The organism is Nonomuraea terrae, assembly GCF_044465245.1.
Classification (GTDB): Bacteria; Actinomycetota; Actinomycetes; order Streptosporangiales; family Streptosporangiaceae; genus Nonomuraea; species Nonomuraea terrae.
In genome coordinates, this window is the sequence record NZ_JBITLL010000006.1 from 487548 (window position 1) to 499846 (window position 12299).

Genomic DNA, 12299 nt, shown 5'->3' on the forward strand with positions numbered 1-12299 from the left:
GCGGCAACGCCCCAGGACGTGACATGCCGCTCCATGCCAAGTGGCCGGCATCAGGAGGCGGTACGTGGACGCGTGTCCGATCTGTCGGTTATTGAGGAATCGATCAGCATCCTGCAGGACCCACCGGACGGGAAGGACAGCGTGAACATCGACATCGACCCGCAGAAGATGGCCCGCTACGTCGAGGAGCTCGGCAAGCTCGGGGAGCTGTCCGACGGCGGCATGGCCCGCTTCCAGTACGACGCCGCCTGGGCGCAGGCGCAGGACCTCGTCGCCCGATGGATGCGCGAGGCCGGGCTGCGGGTGCGCCGCGACGCCGTGGGCAACGTCTTCGGCCGCCTGCCCGGCACCGACGACAGCAGCACGATCCTCACCGGCAGCCACATCGACACGGTTCCCGAAGGCGGCAGGTACGACGGCGCGCTCGGCGTGCTGGCCGGCCTGGCGGCGCTCGAAGCCCTGGCCGCCAGGGGCGAGCGGCCCAGGACGTCGCTCGAGGTCGTCTCGTTGTGCGAGGAGGAGAGCAGCCGCTACCAGGCCAACTTCTTCGGGTCCCGGGCCATGCTCGGCCTCGTCGGCCCCGACGAGCCGGCCACGCTCAAGGACGCCGACGGCGTGTCGATGGCCGAGGCGATGACCGCGGTCGGCCTCGACCCCTCGGCCGTGGCCACCGCCAAGAGGGACGACATCGCCGCGTTCGTCGAGCTGCACATCGAGCAGGGCAAGGTCCTCGAAACCGCGGGCACGGACGTCGGCATCGTCGAGGTCATCACCGGACTGGTCTGGGAAGAGGTCGTCGTCACCGGACGCCAGGACCACGCCGGCGGCACCCCGATGGACGCACGCCTGGACGCCGTGCAGGCCGCCGCCGAGATCAGCACCGCGATCACCCGGCACGTCGCCGAGGCGGACAAGGCCGGCCGGGTGACCTTCGGCCGCTGGGACGTACGCCCCGGCTGGCCGAGCATCGTCCCCGGTGAGGTCGTCTTCTCCATGGACCTGCGCCACACCGTCGCCGAGGACCTGAGGGCCCGCGCCGACGAGACCCACCGGATCGCCGCGACCATCGCGGCCGGCCGCGGCGTCGAGGTCACCTTCGAACGGCTCAAGGACGAGACCCCGACCGTCATGGACGCGCGCCTGCGCGAGGTGCTCACCCAGGCCGCGGCCGACCGCGGGGCGACCTCCATGGACCTGCCCAGCGGGGCCGGCCACGACAGCCAGCTCATGGGCGAGCACGTCCCGACCGCGATGCTCTTCGTCCCCAGCGTCGAGGGCCGCTCCCACTGCAAGGAGGAGTACACCCGCCCGGAAGACTGCGTACGCGGCGCCTCCGTCCTGGCCACGGCTCTGCACCGGCTGGCCTTCTGACACGTCGCACTGCCCCCATGGCATCAACAACCCGGACAAACGAGATCCGGGGAACGGGGCGACCACGCCGGTCGCCGTGATGCCTCCTCCGGTGGACGCGGTCGGTTTCGACCCGATCGACGGCTACTTCTACGGCGTTCAGAGCACGGGAACGACCTAGGACGCGAAGAAGAGGAAGATCGTGAACGTGGCGACCGTCTCCGCGACCGGCACTGATGGCAGGACGGTCACCTCGCGGGTCCGCGCCAAGGTCGCCGTCCGCCCTCCGCACCGGCACGCGCCGAGGAGGTAGCGCCTCTCACCGGTGGGCGCGGAAGAACTCGATGATGTCGTGCGCGAGGAGCTCCGGCTCCTCGTGGGCGGCGAAGTGCCCGCCGCGTGGCATGCAGGTGTACCTGGTGATGTTGTGGGTGCGTTCGGCCCAGCTGCGCGGCGGGAGGGTGAGGTCGGCGGGGAACAGCGCGAGCGCGGTGGGGACGTCCACCCGCTCCACGCGCCTGGTCAGCCCCTGCGCGTACGCGTAGTACGGCCTGAAGGAGGTCGAGACGGTCCGGGTGAACCAGTAGAGCGACGCCTGGGTCAGGACGAAGTCGTCGCTGAAGCGGGACGACAGGTCGCCTCCGCAGTCGCTCCACGCGCGGTACTTCTCGACGATCCAGGCGAGCAGCCCGGCCGGTGAGTCCGACAGGCCGTAGCTCAGGGTCAGAGGGCGGGTGCTCTGCTCGTGCTGGTAGCCGCCCTCCTCCTTGTTCCACGTCGCGACGGAGTCGAGGTAGTCCCGTTCCTCCTGGGTGAGGCTCTCCGGGTCGTACGCGGCCGGGCCGGCGACCGCCAGCAGGTGGATGCCGGCCAGCGACTCCGGGTGGGCCTCGGCGAGCCGTGAGGTGATGCCGGCGCCCAGGTCGCCTCCGTGGGCGGCGTACCGGTCGAAGCCGAGCTCGTCGTGCATGAGGCGGTGCCAGAGCTCGTGGGTCTGCGGCGACTCGGTGAGCGAGGGCTGCTGCGGTGAGAAGGCGTAGCCGGGCAGCGAGGGCACGATCACCGTGAACGCGTCGGCGGGATCGCCCCCGTGGCGCGACGGATGGGCCAGCCGGTCGGCGAGACCCGTCAGTTCGAGGAACGAACTGGGCCACCCGTGGGTCAGGACGATCGGCAGGGCGCCGGGGTGTTCGGCGTCGAAGCGCAGGTAGTGGACGGGTGTCCCGTCGAGGTCGGCGACATGGGACGGCAGGGCGTTGACGGCCGCCTCGTGCTCGCGCCAGTCGTAGCCGGAGGCCCAGTACGCGACCAGGCGGCGCAGCTCGCCGATCTCGGCGCCGGCGTCCCATCCGCTCATGGGCCAGGCGGTCGGCCAGCGGGTGGCGCGCAGCCGCGACCGCAGCTCGTTCAGCTCTTCGTCAGGTACCGCGATCACGGGTCTCCTCGGGGTGTGTGCGTGGCCGGGCCGAGAGTCTGGACGATCGCGGCCCGGGTCGCCTCGCGCGGCTCGGGCTCGGCCGCCAGCAGGGCGTGCATGATCATGCCTTCGAGCAGGGCGTCCAGGCGCGCGGCGGTGCCGGGGCCGGTGAAGCGGGCGAGGACGGCCCGGCTCTCCCACGTCCACGCCTGCGTCAGGACCCGCAGGTCGGGGTCGCGCAGCGCCGCGAGGTGCAGCTCGAAGCCGAGGACCGCGCTGCGGTGCCGCGCCGGGCCCCCGTGGACCAGATCGACCAGGACCTCGACGAACTGCTCGTGCGTCTCCACGTCCTCGAAGAGCTTCTCGAACGTCGCGGACTGCCGCTCGACATACCGGGCGAACGCCTGCGCCTGCAGGTCGGCCAGGCTCGCGAAGTGATAGGTGACCGACCCGAGCGGCACGTCGGCGCGGGCGGCGATGGTGCGGTGCGTCGTCCCAGTCGTCCCGTGCTCGGCCATGACGTCCAGGGCGGCGTCCAGGATGCGCGTCCTGCGGTCGGGATCGTACCGCCGGGCCCGCCGCGCGCCGGTCCGTGCCATACCTGCGAATGTACCCGAGTTAGGAACAAACGTACGCATCGCGGTGACGTCGCCGCCCGGCATCGGGCGGCGCCTGGTCGCGCCGACCGTATACGGACAAGATCCATGTTCTTGACAATAAAAGTTGTCGGTCCTATCGTTGCAGACGCGTCCGACGGAAACATCGGGATGTGCGCGAGACGATGCTCTCGCTCGCTGGACAGCGTCGTGGCGGCCGCGAGTGACGATCGCGACGTGTCTCACGCGTGAGAGCTGTCTCCTTCCGCACACGGGATTGATGGGAGCACGACATGAGGATCACCTTGGCGACGTTCCAGTCGCTGGACGGGGTCGTCCAGGCACCGGGAACACCCCTGGAGGACACCAGCGATGGGTTCGAACACGGCGGCTGGCAGTTCCCCTACGCCGACGAGGACCTGGGGACCTACAGCAGCAAGTGGTTCGCCGAGGCGGACGGATTCCTCCTGGGCCGGAGGACCTATGAGATCTTCGCGAACTACTGGCCGACCGTCACCGACGAGAACAACCTGATCGCCGCACGCCTCAACGCCCTGCCCAAGTACGTCGTCTCGGCGACCCTGAACAGCGTCGAATGGCACAACACGACGCTCATCACGTCCGCTGTCCTCGAAAAGATCGCCGAGCTCAAGGCCCGTCCCGGCCGGGAGCTCCAGATCCACGGCAGCGGCGTTCTCGCCCGGTCGCTGCTGGATCACGGCCTGATCGACGAGCTCCGCCTGTGGACCTACCCCGTCGTCCTCGGCACGGGCAAGCGACTGCTTGAGCCGGGTCGCGCGGCCACGGCACTGCGCCTGGTCGAGTCGAAGGCGACCAGCAGCGGCTGCGTGCTCAGCGTCTACCAGCCGGCGGGCAGGCCGACGTACGGCGACTTCACCAAGGGCACAGCCACGCCTTGACGCGCGCGCATGCTCGCCTGGACCGCCGCCAGGCCGAGCACCCGGGCGAGCGGTCTCCTCACCGACCGGCTCCCGCGCCCGTCCCACCGAAGCTGCCCGCCCGTCCTGGCCGAGGTCCTTGTGGGGAGAGGGCGAGCGATCTGGTGAGCAGGGCCGCCATGAGCACGGCGGCCAGCACCAGGCCCAGGTTCGGCCAGGCGAAGGCGCCGCGTACCACGTAGCTGAAGATCGAGACCGTGATGACGCCCGCCGACCAGCCGAATGCGAAGATCAACCCGGCGTGGGCGTATCGGCGCGGCAGCGCCGCGGCCGCCGCGAGGAACACGGCCACGGCCACATCGGGCCACAGGAACATGTTGGCCGGCCGATGGGCCCCGTCGACGGCCAGGTACACGGCCATGATCAGACTCATGACGGCGGCGACGCCTCGGGCCATGGTGACGACGTTCACGGCAGGCTTCCTCTCATCACGGGAGGCCGCCGGGGGCGGCCTGCTCTCACCGGATGAGTCTGCGGGCGCGGTCACGTGGCCGGAAGCGAGCAGGCTCTCGTCCGCGGGCGTGCCACCCGCATGCCGGTGGTGCGGCTGGCCGCACCTTCAGGCGTTCAGGTAGCGCAGCACGGCCAGCACGCGCCGGTGGTCGTCGGGCCGCGCGGGCAGGCCCAGCTTGGCGAAGATGCTGGTGCAGTGCTTCTCCACGGTGCGTTCCGCGATGACGAGCCGCTCGGCGATGGCCTGGTTGGTACGGCCCTCCGCCATCAGCGCCAGCACGGCCCGTTCCCGGTCGGTCAGGGTGTGCAGGGAGTCGTCCTCGTTCACGTGCCGCCCCACGAGCTGGTCCACGACGATCGGGTCGAACGCCGAGCCGCCCCTGCCGACCTGGCGTACCGCCGCGGCGAACTCGGCCAGGTCCGACACCCGGTCCTTGAGCAGGTAACCGAGCCCGCGGGCGCCGCCGCCGAGCAGCTCCACCGTGTAGCTGACGCGTACGTACTGCGACAGGACCAGGACCCCCGTGGACGGGTGGGCACGGCGAATCTCCTGGGCGGCGCGCAACCCCTCGTCGGTCCGCGTGGGCGGCAGGCGGATGTCCACCACCGCCACGTCCGGCCGCCGCGCCGCCACCTCCTTCAGCAGCGCCGACGCGTCCTCCACCGTCGCGACGACCTCGAACCCCGCCTCGCCGAGCAGCCGCGCGAGGCCCTCCCGCAGCAGCGTGTTGTCCTCCGCGATCACTACGCGCACGGCAGCGTCGCCTCGATCCTGGTGCCCTGACCGGGCAGGCTGTGCACGTGCAGGCTCCCGCCGTTCGTCTCGACGCGCCCGGCGAGCCCGCGCAGGCCCGACCCGCGTCCGGGGTCGGCTCCCCCGCGCCCGTTGTCGCTGACCTCCACCGACAGCCGTCCGCCGGCCCGGCTGATGCTGACCGACGCCTGATCGGCCGCAGCGTGCTTGGCGAGGTTCGCCAGCGCCTCCGCCACCACGTAGTAGGCGGTGGTCTCCACCTCCACCGGCAGCTCGCCGGGGACGTCGGACGAGACCGCCACCGGCACCGGCGCCACGGCGGCCAGCTCGTGCACCGCGCCCACCAGGCCGCGCTCGGTGAGGATCGGCGGGTGGATGCCCTGGGCGAGCGCGCGTACCTCGTCGAGGGCGGCGAAGGCGGTCTGTCTGGCCTCGCCGATCAGCGGACGCACCCGCTCGGGCCCGGACGTCAGCGCGGCCTCGGCCAGGCTGAGCGTCAGCGGGATCGCCAGCAACCGCTGCTGGACGCCGTCGTGCAGGTCGCGCTCCAGCCGGCGGCGCTCCGTCTCGGCGGCGCGCACCACCTGGGCGCGGGAGTCGGCGAGCTGACGCAGCCGCGCCCGCAGCTGGGCGGTCAGGCGCTCGTTCTCCAGGGCGAGTGACGCGGCGGCGCACGCCGCCTGGATCAGCTCGGGGTTCTCCAGCAGGGCCGGATCATGGGCGAGCACGGCGAGCGGGCCGTCCCTGTCGACCTGCGTCACCACCTGACCCGGCGCCGGCGCCAGGGGACGTCCGTCGACGTCGAGGAACCCCTTCGACTCCGGCACCCAGTACCCCACCCGCAGCGTCGGGTCGTGCAGCGTCTCGGCCAGCGCGGTCTGGAGCGTGGCCGGGTGCGGCTCCCCGCTCAGCCGCACCACCAGCCCGGCGACCCCGCTCTTGTCCATCCGCCGCCGCGCCAGGCTCCAGAGGAACGCCAGCCCGACCGCGGCGAAGGCCGTCTGGACGGCCAGGGCGAGCACGGGAGCGGAACCGCCCGCCACCGCCACCGGCTTCCACACCACGAACAGCGCCGTCGCCACCACCGCGGCCACCAGCACCGGTGTCAGCAGGCGGCGCCGGGCCACGCTGCTCCCGCGCAGCCGCAACACCTGCAGGACGATCACGCTCACGCCGACGAACACGAGCACCGGCGTCCCCACGCCGCTGATCACCTCGCTCGCCCGCGGCCCGGCGAGCTGCCGCAGGCCCATGACCACCACGCACACGTAACCCAGGGCCACCACCGCCCGGGACACCCGGCTCCCCAGCCTGCCGCCGGGAAAAGCCAGGACAAGGTGGGCCAGCAGCGCCGGCCAGGCCCCCACGGTCACCGCGGCGACCTCGCGGGGAACGGGCAGCGGTAACTGGTAGAGCGTCCACAGCACGCCCTCCGCCGCCAGCAGGAATCCGAGCCGGCCGGACCGCGACCGCCACGCGACCAGACCCGCGACGACGAAGCCGACTCCGGCGACGATCGACACCAGCACGGCGGCGATCCACAAAGACCGGGCGTACGGGTCAAGGGCGTCGATCAGCGACCGTCCTCTCTCGGAGAGCTGCCTGCCTCAAGACTACGCGGGCCCCCTACACCTGGCCCGGCGATGATCAGCGCAGCCGGGCCGGGAGGCGCCGCGGAACGGGACGCCGCTCAGGTCACCGTCGTGGTCGCGCGGCCAGGCCCGTACGCCGGGAGCGTCCGGCTCGCGGTTCACCGCCTCCCGCAGCGGGTCGAGAACGATGGCCCGCAGGCCGGCATGTCGATTCCCTCGATGCGCCGCCGATCGAGTCGAGATCCATGGTCATCGATCCGCGACCTTCACGGAAGAGCCCTACGGGGCGGTGACGGTGAACGTCGCGGTCGCCGCGACGGTGTAGCCGTCGTCCAGCAGCAGATGCACGGCGTACGCGCCGGGCGGCAGCGGCCAGGTGGTGCCCTGTGAGCCGGCGTCGAGGGTGCCGCCGGCCAGACCGGAGACGTAGGTCCAGCGCAGCGATCCCGGGCTGCCGTCCGGCGCCTCGGCGGCGGGGTAGATCCCGAGCCAGTCCAGCGCGCCGCCGGGGGCGTTGCCGAGCGTCACGGTGATCGGTTCGCCAGAGGCGTACGACGTCTTGTCCGTCTTCACCCACGGCTGAGCCGCCGGGTCGAGCACGGTGAACGGCGCCGACACGATGGTCGCGTCGCGGCCGGTGGTCATCAGCCACGCGGCCCACTCGCCGGGCGCCAGGCCGGAGGTGTCGAAGGCGACCGTCCCGCCCCGGGAGAAATCCTCGGGCCGCTCCTGGGTGCCGGAGGCGAGGTAGGCCCAGTCGGCCAGGCGGCACCACGCGGGCCGGCCCGATGACACGCAGGCGATGTCGCGCTGGGTCGGCTCGTAGCCGGCCGGGAAGAGCCCGACCCAGTCGGTGGCCTGCCGCGCGCCGTACCCCTCCAGTTCCAGGCGCTCGCCCCGCACCACCGTCGTGTCGGCGGAGGTCAGCGTCGCCGGCCGCGGCGCGGGCGTCACCTCGAACGTCGAGGCGACCGCCCGGTGGTCGGACGGCCACGGGTCGACCGCGATGTCGGTGTGCGGGCCGTTGAAGTCGCCGGGCAGGGGAACGGGCGAGGGCTGCTCGCCGACGACGTCGCTCCGGAGCGTCTTCGACGGGCCGGTGGCGTACACGAAGTCGATGCGGTCGTGGACCTCGTCCGCGGGCATCGACGGCGGCGGGTAGCCGGGCGTCCACGTGTAGCCCGGGTCGGCGATCGGGTCGGGGCGAGTCTCCCGGTAGCTGTCGCGGAAGCCGAGGTCACCGAGCCGCTTCGACACCGGCCATGCCACCGCCACGTCGTACGGACGGGGCGTGGCGGCGGCGACCTCCGCCGTCCAGTCCAGGTGCGAGGGCACGTTGAAGTCGCCGGTCAGGAAGACGGGCACCCCGGCCTCGGCCAGGGCGGGCAACGACGTGAACCGGCCCGCCATCGCGTTCATGTGGATCGTGTTCTCGTTCGCGAGCACGGAGGACAGGCTCCTGCCGTCGCGCAGGTCGTACGGACCGTACGGGTAGGCCTGCAGGTGGACGTTGCTGACGGCCACCACCCGGCCGGGCGAGACCTCGACGTAGACGAAGTCCGCGCCCTGCCGCGGAACGATGATCGGATAGCGGCTGATGATGCTCATCGGCTCGTACACGTGGTCCCAGCCGAGAGCTTCGGCGACCCGGCCGAGGTTGGCGTCCGTCTCCTGCATGCCGACGACGTCGGCGTGCGCCGCCTCGATCGCGGCCGGCACCTTGCCGAAGTCGACGCGGCCGCCGCCGGTCCAGATGTTGAACGTCATCACGGTCAGCTCGACCGGCTCGTCCCGCTTCTCGTCGCCGGCGTACGCCGCGGGTGTCATCACTCCGAGGAGGACGGCGATCGAGCCGGCCGCGAGCCCGGACATCCACTTCCTCATTCCGTTTCGTCGCACAGCCACAAACCCAAGCATCCTGCGGTGGACTACGGCGTGGCCGCGGGTGACGGGACACCGACCACGACGCGAACGCACGGCGATCTGTACGACCTGTCGCGCGACGGCTACCGTGTCGCTCTGAGTACTCCTGGCGCTGCCCTCGGCGGAGACTGAGCGAGCCCGCCGAAGCCGGTCCGCCGGCCCCACGGGCGAGCACCGGCTGCCGGTGTACGTGCTCACGCACCGGCAGTCGCCCCCGCCGCCCGCCGACGGCGTCTACACCTTCGTCAACCACGGCCTCGACAGCGCGGTGCGGCAGGCCAAGGCCGCGGCGGACGGCAGGAACATCGGGGTGAGCGGGGTCGAGGTGGGCCGGCAGCTGCTGCAGGCCGGCCACGTCGACGAGCTGTGGATCCATGTGGTGCCCGTCCTGTTCGGCAGCGGCACCCGGCTGTACGAGCAGTCCGGCGGCCCGCACATCCACCTGGACCTCGTCGAGGGCGTCCCCACGCCCAACGCCACCCACCTGCGTTTCCGCGTGCGCTCACAGCCGGCCGTCCGGGGCTGACCCTAGCGGCGGGCCCGGAAGAGCAGGTGCAGCACCCGGTCGCCCTGGACCACCACGTGCGGGTCCTCCAGCAGGTGCTGGGCGTCGACGGATCCGAAGTACCGCTTGCCCGAGCCGAAGACGACCGGCACGACGTCCATCGCCACCTCGTCCACCAGGCCGAGCGCGAACGCCTGCCCGCCGACGTCGCCCGCAGCCACCGCGACGTCGCGCTCACCGGCGAGCTCCTTGGCCTTCGCGACCGCCCCCGCCACGTCGTCGACGAAGTGGTACGACGCCTCCGGGTGCCACCCTTCGGGCTTGGGGCGGTGCGACACCACGACGACGTGCTCGCCCGTCGGCGGCCTGCCCGCCCAGCCGTTGGTCATGTCGAACAGGTGGCGCCCGATCACCATCGCCCCGACCTTGTCCCACATCGGCTGGACGTACTCGGCGGAGGCCCGCGACACCTTTCCCTGGCCGAGCGGGACGTCGCCGTTGACGTACCAGTCGAACAGCGGGCCGACCTGATCCCGCTCGTCGGCGATGTAGCCGTCCACCGACACGACGTTGTGCATGACCACGGTGCTCATCACATCTCCTGGGGGTTGCGAGGCTTGCTTGCACTGACGCGTCGAGCGGAGGGGGCCAGGATCGACAGCCCGCACGGAGAAATCTCCAGACGGCCGGCACGCGAGGTGACCTGCTCGACCGCTTGATGGTGACGCCGAATCCCGAACAGTGGTGATATGTCGGTCAGATGGTCGCTTAGGGCATGATCGGCGGAGAAGCGGCAAATAGCCCTCTTCTCCGTGGAGGACCGGCCATGTCTGTTGTGCGTACCGGAACGATGCGTCTGCCCGCCGCCGACCCGCCCGCCGCCAGTCCGCTGCCGCTCCTGCGCGGCACCCGGGCCAGGCGCGGGGTGGCCGGTGCCGATGCGGAAATGACGGCACAGATCGCGTACGGCCAGCCGTACTCGCTGCTGCCGTACACGGCGCAGGACGGCTACAGCCGCACGCGCACCGAGCGGGACCTGCCGGTGGTGGTGCTGGAGAACGAGGTGCTGACCGCGACCTTCCTGCCCGCGTACGGCGGGCGGCTCTGGTCGCTCGTCCACCGCCCGTCGGGCCGGGAGCTGCTGCACCGCAACCCGATCCTGCAGCCGGCGAACCTGGCGCTGCGCGACGCGTGGCTGGCCGGCGGCGTGGAGTGGAACGTCGGCGCGACCGGCCACTGGCCGCTGACCTGCTCGCCCCTGCACGCCGTACGGCTCACGCGGGCCGACGGGACGCCGATGCTCCGCATGTACGAGTTCGAGCGGATGCGGCGGCTGGTGGTGCGGATCGACGCCTGGCTGCCCGCGGAGTCGCCGGTCATGTTCGTCGAGGTCACCCTGCACAACCTGGCCCCGGAGCCGGTGCCCGCCTACTGGTGGTCGAACATCGCCGTCCCGGAAGCGGCCGGGGTGCGGGTGCTGGCGCCGGCCACCCGGGCCTACCACTACGACTACACCGCCGTGCTCCGGCCGGAGGACTTCCCGATGCGCGACGGGCGCGACCGCAGCTACACCGACACGGCGACGAAGGCGGCGGACTACTTCTTCGAGATCCCGGCGGGTGAGCGGGGGTGGATCGCCGCCGTCGACTCCTCGGGCAGCGGGCTCGTCCAGGTCTCGACCGACCGGTTGCGCGGCCGCAAGCTGTTCCACTGGGGGACCGGATCGGGCGGCCGCCGCTGGCAGGAGTGGCTGAGCGGCCCCTCGTCCCGCTATCTGGAGATCCAGGCGGGGCTGGCCAGGACGCAGCTGGAGCACGTGCCGATCCCGGGCGGCGCGACGTGGAGCTGGGTGGAGGCCTACGGCCTGCTGGAGGTGGACCCCGAGGCGGCCCACGGGCCGTGGGACAAGGCCGTCCGCGCCGCCACGGCAGCGGTCGACCGGCTGATCCCACGGGAAGCGCTCCTTCCGTCCGGCCCTTCGCGCGCGCCGGAGGTGCTGAGCCGGGGGTCGGGGTGGGGCGCGCTGGAGGTCGCAGACGCCCTGCCGGAGCTGGACTTCGGCGAGATCGGCGACGAGCAGCGCCCGTGGCGGGAGCTCCTGGAGACCGGGCGGCTGCCCGAGTGCGACCCGCCCGCCGCCCCCGTCGCTGACGGTCCCTGGCGCGACCTTCTCGAACGGCACCCGGCGGACTGGCACGCCCGCTACCACCTGGGCCTGGTCCGGTACGCCGACGGCGACCGGGAGGGGGCCGAGCGGGCGTGGCGGGAGTCCCTGGAGCACCGCCGTACGCCCTGGGCCCTGCGCTGCCTGGCGGAGAGCGCCCGGCTGGCGGGTTCGGGATCGGGCGCCGACCTGCTGGTGGAGGCGCACGCACTGGCGCCGGCCGTCGTCGCGCTCACCGTCGAGACCCTGCGCGCCCTGCTGGCCGACGGCCGCGCCGCCGAGGCGCTGGCCCTGATCGACCGGCTGCGGCCCGACGACCGGGCGCTCGGGCTGATCCAGATGATCGAGGCCGAGGCCGCCCTCGCGGCGGGCGACCTGGACCGGGCAGGAGCACGCATCGAGCAGGGCATCACGGTGCACAACCTGCGCGAGGGGGAGGGCTCCCTGGACGAGCTCTGGTTCCGCTACCAGGAGCTACGCCACCCGGACACCGATCCCGACCAGGTCCGGCGCGAGCACCCCCTGCCCGCGACGTACGACTTCCGCATGCGCTGAGAAAAGGAATCACGTGGAATCTGCTCGGCCA

General features: G+C 72.2%; 11 protein-coding genes. 4 read left to right on the top strand and 7 right to left on the bottom strand.

Translation table 11 applies throughout. The features are described from left to right. The first annotated feature begins 141 nt into the window (after positions 1-141). The gene (locus ACIBP6_RS31700; RefSeq protein ID WP_397057510.1) at positions 142-1371 is read left to right on the top strand and encodes a M20 family metallo-hydrolase; all 1230 of its coding nucleotides are present in this window, start codon (positions 142-144) and stop codon (positions 1369-1371) included. 298 nt (positions 1372-1669) lie between these two features. Here the strand turns inward: ACIBP6_RS31700 and ACIBP6_RS31705 are convergent, their stop codons facing one another. Both ACIBP6_RS31705 and ACIBP6_RS31710 read right to left on the bottom strand, forming a co-directional pair. After that, complete coding sequence (locus tag ACIBP6_RS31705) at positions 1670-2785, bottom strand: epoxide hydrolase family protein (protein ID WP_397057511.1); 1116 nt, start codon at positions 2783-2785, stop codon at positions 1670-1672. Further along, on the bottom strand, positions 2782-3366 hold the full coding sequence (locus ACIBP6_RS31710; protein ID WP_397057512.1) for a TetR/AcrR family transcriptional regulator: 585 nt from the start codon (positions 3364-3366) through the stop codon (positions 2782-2784). The genes ACIBP6_RS31705 and ACIBP6_RS31710 overlap by 4 nt, the downstream gene beginning before the upstream one ends. A gap of 290 nt (positions 3367-3656) precedes the next feature. On the opposite strand from ACIBP6_RS31710, the gene ACIBP6_RS31715 reads away from it, so the two are divergent. Then, complete coding sequence (locus ACIBP6_RS31715) at positions 3657-4283, top strand: dihydrofolate reductase family protein (protein ID WP_397057513.1); 627 nt, start codon at positions 3657-3659, stop codon at positions 4281-4283. A gap of 58 nt (positions 4284-4341) precedes the next feature. Here ACIBP6_RS31715 and ACIBP6_RS31720 read toward each other — a convergent pair whose 3' ends face one another. The 4 genes from ACIBP6_RS31720 to ACIBP6_RS31735 all read right to left on the bottom strand — a co-directional run bounded on the left by ACIBP6_RS31720 (position 4342) and on the right by ACIBP6_RS31735 (position 8993). Then, on the bottom strand, positions 4342-4734 hold the full coding sequence (locus ACIBP6_RS31720; RefSeq protein ID WP_397057514.1) for a hypothetical protein: 393 nt from the start codon (positions 4732-4734) through the stop codon (positions 4342-4344). A gap of 147 nt (positions 4735-4881) precedes the next feature. Next, complete coding sequence (locus ACIBP6_RS31725; protein ID WP_397057515.1) at positions 4882-5529, bottom strand: response regulator transcription factor; 648 nt, start codon at positions 5527-5529, stop codon at positions 4882-4884. Further along, entirely contained in the window at positions 5520-7073 is a 1554-nt protein-coding gene (locus ACIBP6_RS31730; protein WP_397057516.1) for a sensor histidine kinase, read from the bottom strand. Before ACIBP6_RS31730 ends, ACIBP6_RS31725 begins: the two co-directional genes overlap by 10 nt. Positions 7074-7400: 327 nt before the next feature. After that, a complete protein-coding gene (locus ACIBP6_RS31735; RefSeq protein ID WP_397057517.1) occupies positions 7401-8993 on the bottom strand; it encodes an endonuclease/exonuclease/phosphatase family protein in 1593 nt (530 codons plus the stop codon). 235 nt (positions 8994-9228) lie between these two features. Between ACIBP6_RS31735 and ACIBP6_RS31740 the strand changes: the two genes are divergently transcribed. Then, positions 9229-9570, top strand: coding sequence for a dihydrofolate reductase family protein (locus ACIBP6_RS31740; protein WP_397057518.1), 342 nt, complete (start codon positions 9229-9231; stop codon positions 9568-9570). 2 nt (positions 9571-9572) lie between these two features. On the opposite strand, the gene ACIBP6_RS31745 is transcribed toward ACIBP6_RS31740, so the two are convergent. After that, positions 9573-10142: a dihydrofolate reductase family protein gene (locus tag ACIBP6_RS31745; RefSeq protein ID WP_397057519.1), complete on the bottom strand. Its 570-nt coding sequence runs from the start codon at positions 10140-10142 to the stop codon at positions 9573-9575. 233 nt (positions 10143-10375) lie between these two features. Here ACIBP6_RS31745 and ACIBP6_RS31750 point away from each other — a divergent pair, with 233 nt between their 5' ends. Continuing rightward, positions 10376-12268: a DUF5107 domain-containing protein gene (locus ACIBP6_RS31750; protein WP_397057520.1), complete on the top strand. Its 1893-nt coding sequence runs from the start codon at positions 10376-10378 to the stop codon at positions 12266-12268. Positions 12269-12299: the final 31 nt, after the last annotated feature.

Excerpts from the sequence above, each read along its gene's own strand:
- ACIBP6_RS31710 (WP_397057512.1), bottom strand. The coding sequence starts at position 3,366 with ATGGCACGGACCGGCGCGCGGCGGGCCCGGCGGTACGATCCCGACCGC.
- ACIBP6_RS31715 (WP_397057513.1), top strand. The coding sequence starts at position 3,657 with ATGAGGATCACCTTGGCGACGTTCCAGTCGCTGGACGGGGTCGTCCAG.
- ACIBP6_RS31735 (WP_397057517.1), bottom strand. The coding sequence starts at position 8,993 with ATGTCCGGGCTCGCGGCCGGCTCGATCGCCGTCCTCCTCGGAGTGATG.
- ACIBP6_RS31745 (WP_397057519.1), bottom strand. The coding sequence starts at position 10,142 with ATGAGCACCGTGGTCATGCACAACGTCGTGTCGGTGGACGGCTACATC.
- ACIBP6_RS31750 (WP_397057520.1), top strand. The coding sequence starts at position 10,376 with ATGTCTGTTGTGCGTACCGGAACGATGCGTCTGCCCGCCGCCGACCCG.